We start from the raw sequence: 16,588 nt of genomic DNA, 5'->3' as shown, positions 1-16,588 counted from the left end.
CTAGGCGGAACGAGCGCCCGTACGGCGCAGGGACACCCGCGCCGGGCCGGGCACTTCTTCATACGTGCGAAGATTCGGGTCGTGAGCGCCAACGACCGCCCCCAGGGCCCGCCGAGCCAGACGTACGATTCCGCCTTCCTGAAGGCGTGCCGGCGGGAGCCGGTACCGCACACGCCGGTGTGGTTCATGAGGCAGGCCGGCCGCTCACTCCCCGAGTACCGCAAGGTGCGCGAGGGCACGGCCATGCTGGAGTCCTGCATGCGCCCCGACCTGGTCACCGAGATCACCATGCAGCCCGTGCGGCGCCACAACGTGGACGCGGCGATCTTCTTCTCCGACATCGTCGTCCCGCTGAAGGCCATCGGCGTCGACCTGGACATCAAGCCGGGCATCGGCCCGGTCGTCGCCCAGCCGATCCGCCGCCGCGAGGACCTCGCACAGCTGCGCGACCTCACCCCGGAGGACGTCCCGTACGTCACCGAGGCGATCGGCATGCTCACGGGTGAACTGGGCGGCACGCCGTTGATCGGCTTCGCCGGTGCGCCGTTCACCCTCGCGAGCTACCTCGTCGAGGGCGGCCCCTCCAAGAACCACGAGCACACCAAGGCCCTGATGTACGGGGACCCGGAGCTGTGGGCCGAGCTGCTCGACCGCCTCGCCGAGATCACCTCCGCCTTCCTGAAGGTCCAGATCGAGGCCGGGGCCTCGGCCGTCCAGCTGTTCGACTCCTGGGTCGGCGCCCTGGCCCCGGCGGACTACCGCCGCTCGGTCATGCCGGCCTCCGCGAAGGTCCTGGAGTCCGTCGCCTCGTACGGCGTCCCGCGCATCCACTTCGGCGTGGGCACGGGCGAGCTGCTCGGCCTGATGGGCGAGGCCGGCGCGGACGTCATGGGCGTCGACTACCGGGTCTCGCTGGACGAGGCCGTCCGGCGCGTGGGTCCGGGCAAGGCGCTCCAGGGCAACCTGGACCCGGCCGTCCTCTTCTCCACCCCGGAGGCCGTCCAGGCCAAGACGGACGAGGTCCTGGCGGCCGCCGCCGGTCTGGAGGGCCACGTCTTCAACCTCGGCCACGGCGTCCTGCCGACGACCGACCCGGACGCGCTGACCCGCCTGGTGGACTACGTCCACACCCGGACGGCCGGCTGAGCACCCGCCGCCCGCCAGGGCGGCCCCCGACGCGCCGCAGGACACCGTCCTGCGGCGCGTCGCGTTTTCCGGGGTCTTTTCCTTTAATTGCGAAGTAAAAACGGAATGATTGATTCATGAATTAGGGCCTACGCCATGGCGCGCACCACTTGGTGATCATGGCCTGAAATCCCTGTGTATGATCAACGAGTTCGCGCCATTGGTGACGGACATCGAAAGAAAAATTTCATGGGGGTTATCGTGCGTAAGCTTCACGCACTCGCAATCGGTGTCGCCGGCCTGACCATCGGCGTCGCCTGCGCGACGTCGGCATCGGCCGACACCGTTTCCAAGCCGGCCGAGACCACGGCCGTCACCTTCGCAGAGGCCGGCACCCAGCCGGACAAGCTGCGGGACGTCAACGCCGCGCCCATGGGTGCCTGGGGGTCCTTCCTCAAGAAGGCCGCCGGATCGGCCGCGGGTCAGGCGGCATACGACTACGTCAAGGCCTCGGGCTGCATTCCGAAGCGAGAAGGCGCCGCCTTCCGACGGGGTGACGTGGGTGTCGACGTCCAGAGCGGGATCGACCTCTCCAGCTCCTTCGACAAGTAGCTGAAAGGCCGGTGGGCGCGGCTCTGCCGCGCCCACCGTACGGGGAAGACGAAAACGAAACAGTGACGGAAGAATCCGGGCATCGGACTCTCATGGACATGAGCGGCGGCCAGCGTGCCGCTCTGTCCCTCATAGGTGTACTCGTGGCGGGAGCAGTGTTCTTCCACTTCTCCATGACGGCACTGCACCACACGCCTTTCAACCCGGTCCGTGAAAAGCACGACGACGAGATCCGCGCCTACATGGCGCCCTATTTCCAGCAGGACTGGCACCTGTTCGCCCCGGAGCCGGTGTCCGAGGACTCCGGCTACCTGGTCCGCGCCCAGGTGAAGCGGCCCGACGGCTCCGTGGAGACCACGCAGTGGGCCGACGTGACCACACCGCACATCGACAAGGTGCAGAGCCAGCGCTTCTGGCCCTCCCGCGTCGACAGGCTGGCGCCCGGAGTGCGCCAGCGCCTCGAATCCTGGCACGACCAGGACCTCGACGCGATCCGGCTCGAGAAGAACCCGGCCATGCCGAAGAACGCCGACGTGAGCGCGGAGGCGCAGCCCCTTGACCCCCCGCTCGTCCCCGGCGAGCTGGCCGCCCGCGACAGCGCCCTGCTGTACGCGCGAGCCGTCGCGAGCAGTGACGCGAGGGCCCTGTGGGGCGACGGCGTCAGCGCGGTCCAGGTCCGCATCGTGGTGAACAAGTTCCCCCGTTTCTCGCAGCGCGCGGTCCGCACCAACAAGGGCGAAGTGTCCTACTACGACGTCCCCTGGATGCAGCCGCTTAAGGTCTCCCCATGAATTCTGGTGTCGTGCGCGCAGGAGCGCGCTCCACCGTCCGGAATTTCCGGACGAGCTTTTACGCCACCCTCGACCGGCTGAGCCTGAACCGGCACGCCCTGATCGGCTCCGCGCTGGCGCGCATCATCATCGGCGGGCTCGGGTTCTACCTCTACGCGCGGGACTATGCGCAGCGTGCGCTCCTCTGGGGTCCCGACGGTACGTGGCCGTGGCAGAACTTCACGGCGCCCGACGGGCAGCAGGGATTTTCCCTGTACTCGGTGAGCAGGTCGGACACCTGGTTCGAAATCGTTTTCCATCTCGGCATGGTGTGCGCACTTCTCTTCATGCTCGGCTGGAAAACCCGCGCCGTGAACGTCCTCCACTACGTGTTCCTGTGGTCGCTCCACCAGCGCAATCCGGTACTGCTCGACGGCGGCGACAACGTCACGGTCATCGTGCTGGTCTTCTTCGTGTTCATCGACTCGGGTGCGCGATTTTCCCTCGACGCCCGTCGGCGGAAGGCCGAGAAGACCGCGGCGTCGAATCCGTTCCTGTTCCGCGTCGGTTCCCTGCTGCACAACGCCGGAGTCCTGGCAGCCGTTCTCCAGGTCTGCACCGTCTACCTCGTCTCGGGCATGTACAAGGTGCAGGGCCACAAATGGCAGAACGGCACGGCGCTCTACTACGTCCTGCGCGCCAATGAATTCGGCTGGCCCGGAGTCAACCGCTTCATCTACGAGAGCGCCACGCTGGTCGTCGCCATCACCTACGCGACGGTCTTCTTCCAGCTGGCCTTCACCTTCCTCCTGCTGAACAGGAAGTGGCGGGTCTTCGCCGTGGTCGGCGGCGTCCTCATGCACCTGGGGATCGCCGTCCACATGGCCGGACTCGTCAACTTCTCCCTCACCATCGTGGCCCTGGAGCTGCTGATCATGGGCGACGGTCACTACCGGCGGCTGGCCCGGGCCGTCCGGAGCCTCGACGGCCCGCGGAAGGCGGAACCCGGCACGGCCGACGCCGACCGGCCCGGCTCCGCGGACACGGACGCGGGCACGGCCCCCGGGGCCGGGGAGAAGGCGCCGCCCCCGGCCGCGCCGGACTCCGTCCTCGTCCCGTCCTGAGGAGCGCCCGGATGCCGCGACGCAGGACCACCCGGGCCCTCGGGCTCACCCTGCTGCTCGCCGTCTGCGCCGGAGCGGGGGCCCTCACCGCCCCCGCTCCGGCCCGGCTGGGCAGCGCGACCACCGGCGACGCGGCCCTCGCCGCGCGCGTGCGCGAGGCGGCCGGGGACGGACCCGGCCACCGGGGCCTCGCCGTAGCCCTCGTCGACAAGGGGCGTCTCACCCTCGCCGGCCTCGGCGACTCGGGCGACCCGGCGCACCCGGCCGTCGACGCCACGACGGTGTTCGAGGCGGGCAGCATCGGGAAGCCCATGACCGGCATGCTCCTCGCCGACCTGGAGGACCAGGGGCTCCTCGACCTCGGCACCCCGCTGGAACAGCTGCTCCCCGAGCGCCGCTTCTCCGACCCGCTGATCGGCCGGGCCACCCTCACGGACCTGGCCACCCACCGGGCGGGCCTCGACAAGATGCCCGACGACCTCGGCATGGCCGGCCGCAACCTGCGGCTGATGCTGCTCGGCGAGGACCCCTACCGCGGTCTCGGCGAGGACGACGTCCTGACCGCGGCCGAGGCGGCCTCCGCGGGCACCCCCGGCACGTACCGCTACTCGAACCTCGGGATGGCGCTCGCCGGCCACGCGGCGGCGCACCGTGCAGGCCGCCCCTTCCCCGAGCTCCTCACGACCCGGCTGTTCGGGCCGCTGGGCATGCGCGACTCGCGCGTCATGGCGGCCGGAGGCCCCCTGCCGCCCCGCACGGCCGAAGGCGGCCAGGCCACCGGCCCCCCGGCCGACCACTGGTTCTCCTCCGGCTACACCCCGGCCGGCGACATCTGGACGACCAGCGGGGACCTGGGCGTCTTCCTCCGCGCCGTCATCGCGGGGACGGCGCCCGGAGCACGCGCCGCCCTCCCCTCGCACGAAGCCGAACGGGGCGGCCGCACCGGCCTGGGCTGGTTCACCAGTCCCCTCGGGGGCCGGGAGATCACCTGGCAGAACGGGGCCACCGGCGGCTTCACCTCGTACATGGCCTTCGACCGCGCGGCCGAACGCGGCGTCGTCGTCCTCGGCAACACCGACCGTCCCGTCGACGCCATCGGCGAACGCCTCCTCGGCCTGCCGCCCCCGGCCCACCGGGCCGCCGGTCCGGCCCCCCTCCTCTTCACCGCCCTCGCGGCCCTCGGCGCCCCCGTCCCGCTGCTGGTGGCCTGGCTGCGCCCGCCCGCCGGGGCGGGCCGCCGCCGCAGGACCGCCCTGTTCTGCGTCCACGCCCTCTTCGGGGCCGCGGCGCTCGCGGTCACCCGGCGACGGGGCAGCTGGCTGGACGTCCCGCCCGAACTGTGGGCCGTGGGCGCCGGAGCACTGCTCGGCGTGTTCCTCCTCGCCGTCGCGGGAACGGGCCCCCGCACCCCGGACGGGCCACCCCTCCCGGCCCCCGCCGGAGCGCCGGCGCGGACCGTCGCCCTGTGGACGGGATCGCTGATCCTCCTGCTCACCGCCCTCCTGTGAGCCGACCGCCGAAGGAAGCCATCGCATGACAGACGCCGTCGTCGTCGGATCGGGCCCCAACGGCCTCGCGGCCGCCCTCACCCTCGCCCGCGCCGGACTCCGGGTCGAGGTGTTCGAGGCCCACGAACGGATCGGGGGCGGACTGCGCAGCGAGGCCCTGTTCGACTCGGAGGTGATCCACGACATCTGCGCGGCCGTCCACCCGATGGCACCCGTCTCCCCGTTCATGCAGTCCCTCGACCTGGAAGGGCACGGGGTCCGCATGACCCGCTCGCCGGCCGCCTACGCGCATCCGCTGAGGGGCCGGCCCGCCGCCATGGCCTGGGGCGACCTCGACCGCACCTGCGCAGGCCTCGGGAAGGACGGGCACCGCTGGCGGGCCCTCATGGCCCCGCTGATGGAGCACTCCGCCGCCGTGGTCGGCCTCATGCTGTCCACCCAGCGCACCGCGCCGCCCCTGCGGGCCCTGACGGCGCTCGCCCCCCGCATGCCCGTCCACTCCCTGCGCCTGGGCGGCGGCCTGCGCACCCCCGAGGGCAGGGCCCTGCTCGCGGGCGTCGCCGCGCACGGCATCGGCCGGCTCCCCTCGCCGACGGCCGCCGCCGTCGCCCTGCTGCTGGGACACCTGGCCCACACCACGGGCTGGCCGGTCCCCCAGGGCGGCTCCGGGGCCATCGCGGACGTCATGGCTGCGCGGATCCGCGAGCTCGGCGGACGCTTCCACACGGGGGTGCGGGTCGACAGCCTGGACGAACTGCCCGCCGGCAGGCGCGTCACCATGCTCGACGTCTCCCCCCGCGAGCTCGCCCGCATCGCGCCGCTCCCCGCCGGCTACCTCCGCAAGCTCTCCCGCTACCGGTACGGCCCCGGCGCCGCGAAGGCCGACTTCCTCGTCGAGGGGGAGATCCCGTGGACCGACCGCCGCCTCTCCCAGGCGGCGACCCTGCACCTGGCGGGCGTGCGGGGAACGGCGGAGGAGGTGGCCCGGGCGGAGACCCTGACCGCGAAGGGCAGGCGTGCGGAGCACCCGTACGTCATCGTGGTCGACCCCGCCGCGGCGGACCCGGCACGGGCCGTACGGGGCCGCAGGCCGGTCTGGGCGTACGCCCACGTACCGAACGGCGACACCCGCGACCCCCTCCCCCCGATCCGCGCCGCCATCGAGGCGCACGCGCCGGGCTTCCGCGACACCGTGCTCGCCGAACGCGGGGTCCCGGCGGCCGGGCTGGGCGCGTACAACACCAACTACGTGGGCGGTGACATCGGTTCCGGCGCGATGAGCCTGTGGCAGACGCTGGCGCGCCCGGTGCCCCACTGGAACCCCTACCGGACCCCCGTTCCCGGCACCTGGCTCTGCTCTTCGGCGACGCCGCCCGGCCCCTCGGTGCACGGGATGTGCGGACACCACGCCGCGGTGGCCGCGCTCCGGTCGCTGGGGTTGGCCCGGCCCGATCCGGAAGAGACCGGCTAGACGGCTGCCCGGACCGCGGTGACGGCCTTGCGGGCCGCGACCAGTACCGGGTCCCACACGGGAGAGAACGGCGGGGCGTAGCCCAGGTCCAGCGAGACCACCTGCTCCACCGTCATCCCCGCCGTCAACGCGACCGCGGCGATGTCCACCCGCTTCGCCGAGCCCGCCCCGCCCACGATCTGGACCCCCAGCAGCCGGCCCGTGCGGCGCTCCGCCAGCATCTTGACCGTCATCTCCTGGGCCCCCGGGTAGTAGCCCGCCGTGTTCGTCGAGCGGATCGCCGCCGTCACGAACCGCAGGCCCGCCTCCCGGGCGTCCTTCTCCCGCAGCCCCGTACGGGCGATCTCCAGGTCGCAGACCTTGCTCACCGCCGTCCCGACGACACCGGGGAAGGTGGCGTAGCCGCCGCCCGCGTTCGAGCCGATCACCTGGCCGTGCTTGTTGGCGTGCGTGCCCAGCGGGATGTGCCGGGTCCGGCCCGCCACCAGGTCCAGGACCTCCACGCAGTCACCGCCGGCCCAGATGTCCTCGTGGCCCCGGACCCGCATCGACAGGTCCGTCAGCAGGCCCCCCGACTCGCCGAGCGGCAGTCCGGCGGCACGGGCCAGCGCCGTACGCGGCTCCACGCCGATGCCGAGCACGACCACGTCCGCCGGGTACTCGCGCCCGTCCGCGGTGGCCACCGCGCGGGCCCGGCCCTCCTCGTCGGTGAGGATCTTCGCCACGTCGGCGTCGGCCACCGTGACGATGCCCATGCGGTTCATGGCGCTGTGCACCAGGCCGCCCATGTCCGGGTCCAGGGTGGACATGGGCTGCGGGCCCCGGTGCAGGACGGTGACCTCGAAGCCCCGGTTCAGCAGGGCCTCGGCCATCTCCACGCCGATGTAGCCCGCGCCGGCCACGACCGCCCGGCGGCCCCGCGTACGCTCCAGGTCGTCCATCAGGCGCTGGCCGTCGTCCAGGGACTGCACCCCGTGCACCCCGTGCGCGCCGATGCCCGGCAGCTTCGGCCGGACCGGGCGGGCGCCGGTCGCCAGGACCAGCTTGTCGTAGCCCGTCCAGGACTCGGCGCCGCTCTCCAGGTCCCGGGAGCGCACCCGGCGGCCCGCCACGTCGAGCTCCACGACCTCCGTTCGCGTGCGCAGGTCGATGCCCCGGGCGCGGTGCTCCTCGGGGGTGCGGGCGATCAGCTCGTCCCGCCCGCCGACCTGCCCGCCGACCCAGTACGGGATCCCGCACGCGGAGTACGAGGTGAAGTGCCCGCGCTCGAACGCGACGATCTCCAGCTCTGCCGGGCCCTTCAGCCGCCGCGCCTGCGACGCGGCGGACATCCCCGCCGCGTCACCGCCGACCACCACCAGTCGTTCCACCGCCATCGTCCGCCCCGCCTCCGTGCCGCAGTCTGCCTACGGGGACACGCTACGGGCGGACCCGCCGTCAGTCCTGGAGATCCGCTCCAGGGGCGTCGGACCGCTCGGGGGCGGGCGCGGGGGCCTGCCGGGGCACCAGGGTGCGGTTCGGGCCCGTCTTCGGCTTCGCCGGGCGGAGCCTGCGGTAGACCTTGAACCCGAGGACCAGCAGGGCGGCGGCGATCCCGAACGGCAGCACCGCCGCCACCGCGAGCGCCAGGTAGCGCACGAGCGTGACGAACACGCCCCAGCCGGCGCCCAGGGCGTCGCCCAGGCCCGGCTCCTCCTTCTTCCGCTCCGCCGCGGCCGCCGCGGGCTCCGAGACGGACACCGTGACCGTGCCCATCGCCGTCTGGTCCTTCAGCGCGTTCTGCTGGGCCAGCAGCGACTCCAGGTCGGACTGACGCCGGCTCAGCTCGCCCTCCAGCATCACCACGTCGCTCAGCGCCGAGGCCTTCTCCATCATCTCCCGCACCCGGGCCACACTGGCCTGCTGCGACTTCACCCGGCTGTCCACGTCGGCGACCTTCTCGGTCACGTCCTGCGCCTCGACCTTCCGGTTCAGCAGCTTCCCGCTGCCCTCCAGCGCCCCGATCACCGAGTCGAACCGCTCGCCCGGCACCCGCAGCGTCAGCGTCGAGGTCATCCGGCCGTCCCGGCCGCGCTCGGTGGACTCGTTGCCGACGTACCCGCCCGCGCCCTCCGCCGCCGTACGCGCCGCGGCCAGGGCCTTCTGCGGCTCGGCCGTCTCGATGCCCAGCGTCCCCGTACGGATGACGTGCGGGCGCAGCGGCGCCTGCGGCCCCGCCTTGGAGTCCTGCGCCGCCGCCGGGGGCGCGGCCGCCCCGGCCCCCGGCTTGCCCTGGGCGGCCGCGCCCTCCCGGGGCCCGGCGACCGCCGCCCGGTCCGAGGAGGACTTCGCGCCGCCGTCGGCCCCGCAGCCCGTGAGCGCGAGGGCCCCCGCGAGAGAGAGGCCGGCCAGCGCCACGGCGCCGCGGTGTCTGTGGAGCGTGTGCATCGTCAGTACCCCCGGGGGATCGGCTGATGTCCCCGTTTCGACGCCCGGCGGCCCCCGGCGGGTTTCGTCCGCCAGGTCCCGAGGTGGTCCCGATGCGGTCACGTTCAGGCCTCACCGGCCGGTCTGAGACGATGTGTTCATGCACGAAGCGGACACACGTACGGACCGGCCGGGCCCCCCGCGGCACGTCGTCGTCATCGGCGGCGGCATCTCCGGCCTCGCGGCCGCCCACCGGCTGCTCGCCGACGGGGTCCGCGTCACCCTCCTGGAGGCCGGCCCGCGCCTCGGCGGCAAGCTGTACTCCGGAGAGCTCGCGGGCCTCCCCGTCGACCTCGGCGCCGAATCCGTGCTCGCCCGCCGCCCCGAGGCCCTGGAGCTGGCCCGGTCCGTCGGCCTCGGCGACGCCCTCCAGCCCCCGGCGACCGCCACCGCCCGGCTGTGGACCCGCGGCGCCCTGCGCGACATGCCCAAGGGGCACGTCATGGGCGTCCCCGGCGACACCGCCCCGCTCGCCGCGTCCGGCGTCCTGTCCGCCGAGGGCCTCGCCCGCATCGCCGCCGACACGGCGCTCCCGCCCACCGAGGTCGGCGAGGACGTCGCCGTCGGCGAGTACGTCGCCGCCCGCATGGGCCGCGAGGTCGTCGACCGGCTCGTCGAACCGCTGCTCGGCGGGGTCTACGCCGGCGACGCGTACCGCATCTCGATGCGTGCCGCCGTCCCGGCCCTGTACGAGGCCGTACGCACCCACTCCACGCTCACCGAGAGCGTCCGCTCCCTCCAGAGCGGCGCCGCGGCCCGCGCGGCCGCCGAGCGGACCACCGTCACCGGCGCGGCCGCCACCGGCGGCTTCTTCGCCGGGATCGCCGGCGGCATCGGCCGCCTCCCGCTCGCCGTCGCCGACGCCTGCCGGGCCGCCGGGGCGCGGATCCTGACCGGCACCCCCGTGCGCGGGATCGCCCGTACGCCCGGGGGCTGGCGGATCACCGCCGACGGCGAGGTCCTCGACGCCGACGCCGTGGTCATCGCCACCCCGGCCGGACCCGCCGCCGACCTGCTCGCCGGCCTCGCCCCCGCGGCCGCCGCCGGACTGCGCGAGGTCGAGTACGCCTCCATGGCCCTGGTCACCATGGCCTTCCGGCGCTCCGACCTGCCCGCCGCGATCGCCGACGGCGGCGCCAGCGGGTTCCTCGTACCGCCCGTGGACGGCCGCACCATCAAGGCGTCCACCTTCTCCAGCAACAAGTGGGCCTGGGCCGGCGCCGATCCCGAGCTGTTCCTGCTGCGGACCTCCATCGGCCGCCACGGCGACGAGGGCGACCTCAAGCGGGAGGACTCCGAGCTGGTCGACGTGTCCCTCGGCGACCTCGGCGAGGCCGTCGGGCTGGCCGCCCGGCCGGTGGCCGCCACCGTCACCCGCTGGGACGGCGGACTGCCCCAGTACCCGGTCGGCCACCTCGCCCGGGTCGCCCGGATCCGGGCCGCCGTGGCCGGGCTGCCGGGCCTCGCGGTCTGCGGCGCCCTCTACGACGGGGTCGGCATTCCGGCCTGCGTCGCGAGCGCCGGGAAGGCGGCCGACGCGGTGGCCGCCGCTTCGGCCACCCCTGGGACAGACCACTGATCAGCACACGGGACAATGGACACATGACTGCACCAGAGAAGATTCCCAACGCGGGGAAGAAGGCGAAGGACCTCAACGAGGTCATCCGCTACACCCTGTGGTCCGTCTTCAAGCTGAAGGACGTACTGCCCGAGGACCGCACCGGCTTCGCCGACGAGGTCCAGGAGCTGTTCGACCAGCTGGCCGCCAAGGACATCACGGTCCGCGGCACCTACGACGTCTCCGGCCTGCGCGCCGACGCGGACGTCATGATCTGGTGGCACGCCGAGACCGCGGACGAGCTGCAGACCGCCTACAACCTGTTCCGCCGCACCAAGCTGGGCCGCGCGCTGGAGCCGGTGTGGTCGAACATGGCCCTGCACCGCCCCGCCGAGTTCAACAAGTCGCACATCCCGGCCTTCCTGGCCGACGAGGTCGCCCGCGACTACGTCAGCGTCTACCCCTTCGTGCGCAGCTACGACTGGTACCTGCTGCCCGACGAGGACCGCCGCCGCATGCTCGCCGACCACGGCAAGATGGCCCGCGGCTACCCGGACGTGCGCGCCAACACCGTCGCCTCCTTCTCGCTGGGCGACTACGAGTGGCTGCTGGCCTTCGAGGCCGACGAGCTCTACCGCATCGTCGACCTCATGCGCCACCTGCGCGCCTCCGAGGCCCGGATGCACGTCCGCGAGGAGGTGCCCTTCTACACCGGGCGCCGCAAGTCCGTCGCCGATCTGGTGGCCGGGCTCGCCTGATACCTCCCCTGGGGGGAAGGACCGGAGGAACACCCGTGACACAAGGGTGGCCTCCGGGGATCGGGAGGCCCTGCCCCCGAAACGACGCAGCCGGAGATCCCGCCCGGAAGTTCAGACGACCGGGGGCAGCAGCGCCCTGGAGGCGCCCGCCGCCCCGTCGTCCAGCGACACCGGTGCGGGCTCCGGATGCGGCGCGCACGTGACGCGCCACCCCGGGGTGGCGCCCGTCAGCAGGTACCGCTCCACATGCCGGTCCACGCACGCGTTGCGTCCGCCGGCCACCCCGTGGGCGCCCGCCCGCTGCTCCGTGACCAGCGAGGCCCGGGCGCCGAGCCGCCCCTGCAGTTCCAGCGCGCCCCCGTGGGGCGTCGCCCCGTCCCGCTCCGCCGCGACGATCAGCGTCCCCGGCAGCCGGCCCGGTTCCGCCCGGACATCTACGGGGCTCTGCCGCGCGGACACCGGCCAGGAGGCACACGGCAGGTTCAGGAAGGCGTTGGCCCAGGTCTCGAAGGGGGCCCGGCGGGCCAGTTCGGAGTTGTCGCGGTCCCAGGTCTCCCAGTCGCCGGGCCAGGGGGCGTCGTTGCACAGCACCGCCGTGTAGACGGCGGTCGCGTTGGCCGCCCGCTGCGCCGTCCCGGGATCACGGGCCGCCTGCCGGACGAGCGGGTCCGGGTCCCCGCGCAGGAAGGCGGCGAGGGCCGCGGCCCGCTCCGGCCAGACGTCGTCGTAGTACGCGGTCTGGAGGTACGCCGCGTGCAGCTCGCCGGTGCCCACCACCCCGCCCGCCGGGGTACGGGCCACGGCCGCGCGGACCTTCTCGTAGCTCTCCCGCACGGCCCCCGCCGTGGTGCCGAGCCCGTACACGGAGTGGTGGCGGGCCGCCCAGGCGCGGAAGTCGGCCCAGCGGCGCTCGAAGGCCGGGGCCTGGGCGAGGTTGTTCGCGTACCAGATGCCGCGCGGGTCCGGATCGACCGCCGAGTCGAAGACCATGCGGCGCACGCGCCCGGGGTGGCGGGTGGCGTAGACGGCCCCGAGGTAGGTGCCGTACGAGGCCCCCATGAAGGTCAGCCGGGGCTCGCCGAGCGCGGCCCGCAGCACGTCCAGGTCGCGGGCGTTGTTCAGGGTCGTGTAGTACCCGAGCGCGGAGCCGGCGTGCCGTGCGCAGCCGCGGGCGTAGGCCCGGGCGGCGGCCAGCCGCTCCCGCTTGTACGCGGCGGAGGGCTCGGCCGGGACCTGGGTCGGCCCCTGCGGCAGTTCGGCGGGGTCCTGGCAGGTCAGCGGGGCCGAGCGGCCGACTCCGCGCGGGGCGTAGCCGACGAGGTCGTAGGCGGCCGCGATACGGGTCCAGGCGGGGCGGCCGGCGAGCAGCGGGAAGGACGTCCCGGAGGCGCCCGGCCCGCCGGGGTTGTACACGAGCGCGCCCTGTCGGGCGGCGCCGCCGCGTCCGGTGGCGGGGACCCGGCTGACGGTGAGGGAGATCTGCGGGCCGTCGGGGCGGGCGTAGTCGAGCGGGACCCGCAGGGTGGCGCAGCGCACCGGGTCGGGGAGTTCCTCGACGGCGGGACAGGGCCGGAACTCCAGCCGCCCGCCCCCGGCGGCGGGGGGCCGGGGCACGGGCCGGGTCACGGGCCGGTTCCCCTGCGCCGGAGCCCCTCCGGCCCCGGCCGTGCCGCCCACCGGCCGCAGCGCGGCGGCAGCGGCGGCCCGCCGGGCGATCAGCTCCGCCCCGGCGTCCTCGGCGGCGGTCCGGGCGTCCCCGCCACCGCCGCCGCCCGGCCCGGTCCCGCTCGCCCGGGCCGGCGCGGGGGCGCACAGGGCCAGGCAGAGCGCCGCCGCGGCGACCCCCTGCCGCGTGAGCGTCGTCGTCCGGCACTTCCGCATGGCGACCCCTTCATCTCATCGTCCGGTCCGATGAGATGCCAGGTCCGTGCGCCGGTGCGGGCGAACCGCCGCAACGCCGTTCCCGGTACGCCCTGTTGCCGTAGCGCTCACGGCGTGTCGCGCTCCAGCGCCGCCCGCAGGTCCGGGTCGCGCACCGCGCTCATGCCGTGGACGGCCACCGCCGCCAGGGGGTCGCCGGCGCCGCGCTCGTCGTCCAGGGCCACCAGGAGGCGCCGGCCCGCCGGGGAGGCCCAGGGGGAGTGCGCGGGGCCGCCGGTGCCGGCGACGGCCAGACAGCACACCGCGAGCAGCATCGGCATGGCGAACCAGTACAGCACCTTCGACACGTCCGCCCCGTCCGCCGGGACGGCCAGCGAAGCCCCCGCCATGGCCGCCACCAGCACGGCGCCCCACCGCACCGACCGGGCCCCGTCCGCCACCGCGTCCCGTACCCCGCACGGCACCGCGAGGCCCGCCTCGTCCAGCCGGTCCGCGAGTGCCCGTACCGCCGAGTGCGAGGCGGCGGCCTGCCGGAGCGCCGACACCGGGGACCGGCCGTCGGGGCCGAACGCGGCCAGCACGGCCCGCTCGTGCGCGTCCCGGGCGACCGGGTCGAGCACGGTGGCCCAGCCCGTGCGGGCCAGCAGCAGCCGGTGCCGGCGTTCCATCGACAGCAGGGTCAGCACGGCGACCCGCTCCGGGCCGCCGGCCAGGTACGCGGCCTCGTACAGGTTCAGCGCCCCCGGCCGCCGGGCGGCGGCGGGGCGGGGCGCCGGCTCGGCGGCCTCGGCGGCGGCCCGCAGCAGGCGGGCGGCCGAGGTCAGCACCCCGGCCCAGGCCAGCAGCAGGAACAAGATCCAGAACATGGCCGATTTCTACAGCCGCCGGAGCCGCTTTCAGGCGGCCGGTGCCCAAGCGTGAGCAGCTCGTGATGCGGTGGTGATGGTCGGTCAGGAACTGCTGGAGCAGCTGGAACCGGAGGAGCTGCTGGAGCAGCTGGAACCAGAGGAACTGCCGCAACTCGAACCGCTGGAGCAGCTCGAACCGGAACCACCCGAGCAACCCGAACCGGAGCCGCCTGAACAGCTGCTCCCGGAGGAACCGCAGCCACCGGACCCCGAGGACCGGTCCCCGCTGTCGCTCCCCGCGCACCACAGCACCGGGAGCAGCTCCGCCGAGCCCGCCCGGAGCGTGTCCGACGAGCCGCCGCGCACCCGGGACTGGGCCGCCGCCAGCCGGGTGTCGCGCGCCGCCGGCAGCAACTGCTCGCGCAGGCGGGGGTCCCGCAGCCCGCGCAGCCCGAACAGCGCCACCTGCACCCGCGGCGCCGGATCGGCCGCGTACCGCTCCCGGAAGCGGGCCAGCGCCCGCCGCCCCGCCGGGGTGATCCGCAGCCTGGCCCGCCGCGCGCACACCACGCCCGCCACGAAACCGCCCAGCAGCGCCGGGAGGACCTTGAGGACGAACGGCACCTGGGGCTCCGGGTACAGCGACCAGAACACGGTGGTGACCACCAGCGACACCGGCACCATCGCCACGCACACCACCGCCTGCGCCAGCGCGCAGTGCCGCACCCCGCGCCCCGCGCCGGGGGCAGACAGCAGCCCGCGGGCCGCCAGGGCGTCCCCGGTCTCCTGTACGGACGGCTCGCGCATGGCCGCGTACCGCACCTGGTAGAGCCACCCGGACGGCGCCTGCGCGAGCGCCAGCAGCACGGCCCGCTCGGCGGGGTCCGCGCCCCGCGCCCCGGGCAGGGCCTGCACGATGCCCGGACCGCCGACGGCCAGCCGGCCGTCCCCGAGCAGCGAGACGAGCGCGCTGTCGACCACGGTGCCGGGACCGCCCGTGAGGAACGCGGACTCCGACAGGTCGTGCAGTTCCGGCCCGGGCCCGGACAGCGGCGGCCGGGCGCGGCGCAGGGCGCGCAGCAGCAGGACGGTGGAGAGCGCGACGGCAGCCCAGACGGCGAGGGCGAGCGCGTTCACGGCGTCCTCCCGACCAGGGCGCGGGCCCAGCGCGCGAACCGGCCCGCAGGCCGCACCCCCGCCCGCTCCCGCCACCAGGCGGTGAGCCGGCGCCGTGCGGCCGGGTCGGCCGGCAGGTCCCGTACGAGCAGGTGCTCGGCGAAGTCCAGCGCGTCGCGGCGGTATCCGGCCGTCATGGGGCGGCCGCGGGCGTAGCCGAGGAAGGCGGTGCGGTAGGAGGCGGGGCCGCCCAGGATCCCGGGCAGCTCCGGCGCGACCTTCGCGACCACCGAGGCCCGCTTGGCGACCAGCGCCCGCGCCTGCACCCGGACGCGCTGCCGGTCGAAGCCCTCCGGTACGGGCGTCCCGGCGACCAGCGCCGACAGCAGGGCCGCCTGCCCCAGTGCCAGCCGGGTCCGCGCGGCCTCACCGGCCGGCGCCGGGGCCTCCTCGCGCAGGGTCACCCGCTCGCGCACGGTGCCCGGAGGCCCGCCCGCGTCCACCACCGCGCGGATCCGCGCCAGTTCGGCGGCCAGCTCCGCCTCGGGCGGGAAGTCGTCGTCCCGCTCCAGCAGGACCCCGGGCGGGTCCACCCGCTCGCGCAGCCGGGCCAGTACGTCGAGCACCACCGGCGGCACGGGGTGCGCGTGGGTGTCGTGCCAGACGCCGTCGCGCTCCACGCCCCCGGCCACGTGCACGTACGCCAGCGCCTCCAGCGGGATCCCGTCCAGCACGGCGGCGGGGTCCTCGCCGCGGTTGACCCGGTTGGTGTGCAGGTTCGCCACGTCGACGAGCAGCCGCACCCCGGTCCGCTCGACCAGCTCCGTCAGGAACTGCCCCTCCGTCAGCTCCTCCCCGGGCCAGGACACCAGCGCGGCGATGTTCTCCAGCGCCAGCGGCACGGGCAGCGCGTCCTGCGCGATCCGCACGTTCTCGCACAGCACGTCCAGCGCGTCCCGCGTCCGGGGCACCGGCAGCAGGTGCCCGGCCTCCAGCAGCGGAGAGGACGTGCGCACGAAGGCGATGTGCTCGGTGGCCAGCGGCGCTCCCAGCGCCACCGCCCGCTCCCCGAGCGCCGCCAGCTTCGCCGGGTCGGGGCGGTCGGCCCCGCCCAGGCCCAGCGAGACCCCGTGCGGCACGACGCGGACCCCCCGCTCGCGCAACCGCACCAGGGACTCGGGCAGGTGGCCCGGACAGACGTTCTCCGCCACCACCTCGACCCAGTCCAGGCCGTCCAGCCGCTCGACCGCGTCCGCGATCTCCGGCCGCCAGCCGATGCCCACCCCCAGGCGTTCCATGGGCTTCATGTCCCCCTCGCCCCCCTTATACGGACCGTATGCCGAAGTGATGG

General features: G+C 74.7%; 14 protein-coding genes. 8 read left to right on the top strand and 6 right to left on the bottom strand.

Annotation, left to right across the window (positions count from 1 at the left end; genetic code table 11):
• The first annotated feature begins 81 nt into the window (after positions 1 to 81).
• The 6 genes from hemE to ACZ597_RS19520 all read left to right on the top strand — a co-directional run bounded on the left by hemE (position 82) and on the right by ACZ597_RS19520 (position 6,610).
• Entirely contained in the window at positions 82 to 1,146 is a 1,065-nt protein-coding gene (hemE, locus tag ACZ597_RS19545; protein WP_471331531.1) for a uroporphyrinogen decarboxylase, read from the top strand.
• A gap of 240 nt (positions 1,147 to 1,386) precedes the next feature.
• A complete protein-coding gene (locus tag ACZ597_RS19540; protein WP_471331528.1) occupies positions 1,387 to 1,737 on the top strand; it encodes a hypothetical protein in 351 nt (116 codons plus the stop codon).
• A gap of 143 nt (positions 1,738 to 1,880) precedes the next feature.
• Complete coding sequence (locus tag ACZ597_RS19535) at positions 1,881 to 2,528, top strand: DUF5819 family protein (protein ID WP_471331525.1); 648 nt, start codon at positions 1,881 to 1,883, stop codon at positions 2,526 to 2,528.
• Positions 2,525 to 3,631: an HTTM domain-containing protein gene (locus ACZ597_RS19530; protein ID WP_471331522.1), complete on the top strand. Its 1,107-nt coding sequence runs from the start codon at positions 2,525 to 2,527 to the stop codon at positions 3,629 to 3,631. Before ACZ597_RS19535 ends, ACZ597_RS19530 begins: the two co-directional genes overlap by 4 nt.
• Positions 3,632 to 3,642: 11 nt before the next feature.
• Positions 3,643 to 5,139, top strand: a complete 1,497-nt coding sequence (locus ACZ597_RS19525) for a serine hydrolase domain-containing protein (RefSeq protein WP_471331519.1) — start codon at positions 3,643 to 3,645, stop codon at positions 5,137 to 5,139.
• A 25-nt stretch (positions 5,140 to 5,164) separates the two neighbouring features.
• Positions 5,165 to 6,610 carry a phytoene desaturase family protein gene (locus tag ACZ597_RS19520; protein ID WP_471331517.1) on the top strand — a complete coding sequence of 482 codons (1,446 nt, stop codon included), beginning with the start codon at positions 5,165 to 5,167 and terminating at the stop codon, positions 6,608 to 6,610.
• Here the strand turns inward: ACZ597_RS19520 and ACZ597_RS19515 are convergent.
• Together ACZ597_RS19515 and ACZ597_RS19510 are read right to left on the bottom strand one after the other, a co-directional pair.
• On the bottom strand, positions 6,607 to 7,986 hold the full coding sequence (locus ACZ597_RS19515; RefSeq protein WP_471331514.1) for an FAD-dependent oxidoreductase: 1,380 nt from the start codon (positions 7,984 to 7,986) through the stop codon (positions 6,607 to 6,609). The genes ACZ597_RS19520 and ACZ597_RS19515 overlap by 4 nt on opposite strands.
• A gap of 61 nt (positions 7,987 to 8,047) precedes the next feature.
• Entirely contained in the window at positions 8,048 to 9,037 is a 990-nt protein-coding gene (locus ACZ597_RS19510) for a DUF4349 domain-containing protein (protein ID WP_471331511.1), read from the bottom strand.
• 139 nt (positions 9,038 to 9,176) lie between these two features.
• Here ACZ597_RS19510 and hemG point away from each other — a divergent pair, with 139 nt between their 5' ends.
• Complete coding sequence (hemG, locus tag ACZ597_RS19505) at positions 9,177 to 10,655, top strand: protoporphyrinogen oxidase (RefSeq protein WP_471331508.1); 1,479 nt, start codon at positions 9,177 to 9,179, stop codon at positions 10,653 to 10,655.
• 23 nt (positions 10,656 to 10,678) lie between these two features.
• Complete coding sequence (hemQ, locus tag ACZ597_RS19500) at positions 10,679 to 11,392, top strand: hydrogen peroxide-dependent heme synthase (RefSeq protein ID WP_471331505.1); 714 nt, start codon at positions 10,679 to 10,681, stop codon at positions 11,390 to 11,392.
• A 111-nt stretch (positions 11,393 to 11,503) separates the two neighbouring features.
• On the opposite strand, the gene ACZ597_RS19495 is transcribed toward hemQ, so the two are convergent.
• From ACZ597_RS19495 to ACZ597_RS19480, 4 genes are all read right to left on the bottom strand, one after another.
• Positions 11,504 to 13,273 (bottom strand): alpha/beta hydrolase, encoded by a 1,770-nt coding sequence (locus ACZ597_RS19495; RefSeq protein ID WP_471331502.1) that lies wholly within the window; start codon positions 13,271 to 13,273, stop codon positions 11,504 to 11,506.
• A 107-nt stretch (positions 13,274 to 13,380) separates the two neighbouring features.
• Positions 13,381 to 14,139: a TIGR04222 domain-containing membrane protein gene (locus ACZ597_RS19490; protein WP_471331500.1), complete on the bottom strand. Its 759-nt coding sequence runs from the start codon at positions 14,137 to 14,139 to the stop codon at positions 13,381 to 13,383.
• Between the two features lie 84 nt (positions 14,140 to 14,223).
• Entirely contained in the window at positions 14,224 to 15,258 is a 1,035-nt protein-coding gene (locus ACZ597_RS19485; protein WP_471331497.1) for a TIGR04222 domain-containing membrane protein, read from the bottom strand.
• Positions 15,255 to 16,535: an MbnB/TglH/ChrH family RiPP precursor modification enzyme gene (locus ACZ597_RS19480; protein ID WP_471332027.1), complete on the bottom strand. Its 1,281-nt coding sequence runs from the start codon at positions 16,533 to 16,535 to the stop codon at positions 15,255 to 15,257. Before ACZ597_RS19480 ends, ACZ597_RS19485 begins: the two co-directional genes overlap by 4 nt.
• Positions 16,536 to 16,588: the final 53 nt, after the last annotated feature.

Source organism: Streptomyces sp. NPDC040718 (assembly GCF_055593565.1).
The sequence above is the reverse complement of the archived record's forward strand: the minus strand, read 5'-3'. Positions and strand labels throughout refer to the sequence as shown.

Excerpts from the sequence above, each read along its gene's own strand:
- hemQ (WP_471331505.1), top strand. The coding sequence starts at position 10,679 with ATGACTGCACCAGAGAAGATTCCCAACGCGGGGAAGAAGGCGAAGGAC.
- ACZ597_RS19510 (WP_471331511.1), bottom strand. The coding sequence starts at position 9,037 with ATGCACACGCTCCACAGACACCGCGGCGCCGTGGCGCTGGCCGGCCTC.
- ACZ597_RS19495 (WP_471331502.1), bottom strand. The coding sequence starts at position 13,273 with ATGCGGAAGTGCCGGACGACGACGCTCACGCGGCAGGGGGTCGCCGCG.
- ACZ597_RS19525 (WP_471331519.1), top strand. The coding sequence starts at position 3,643 with ATGCCGCGACGCAGGACCACCCGGGCCCTCGGGCTCACCCTGCTGCTC.
- ACZ597_RS19515 (WP_471331514.1), bottom strand. The coding sequence starts at position 7,986 with ATGGCGGTGGAACGACTGGTGGTGGTCGGCGGTGACGCGGCGGGGATG.
- ACZ597_RS19520 (WP_471331517.1), top strand. The coding sequence starts at position 5,165 with ATGACAGACGCCGTCGTCGTCGGATCGGGCCCCAACGGCCTCGCGGCC.
- ACZ597_RS19530 (WP_471331522.1), top strand. The coding sequence starts at position 2,525 with ATGAATTCTGGTGTCGTGCGCGCAGGAGCGCGCTCCACCGTCCGGAAT.
- hemG (WP_471331508.1), top strand. The coding sequence starts at position 9,177 with ATGCACGAAGCGGACACACGTACGGACCGGCCGGGCCCCCCGCGGCAC.
- ACZ597_RS19480 (WP_471332027.1), bottom strand. The coding sequence starts at position 16,535 with ATGGAACGCCTGGGGGTGGGCATCGGCTGGCGGCCGGAGATCGCGGAC.
- ACZ597_RS19490 (WP_471331500.1), bottom strand. The coding sequence starts at position 14,139 with ATGTTCTGGATCTTGTTCCTGCTGCTGGCCTGGGCCGGGGTGCTGACC.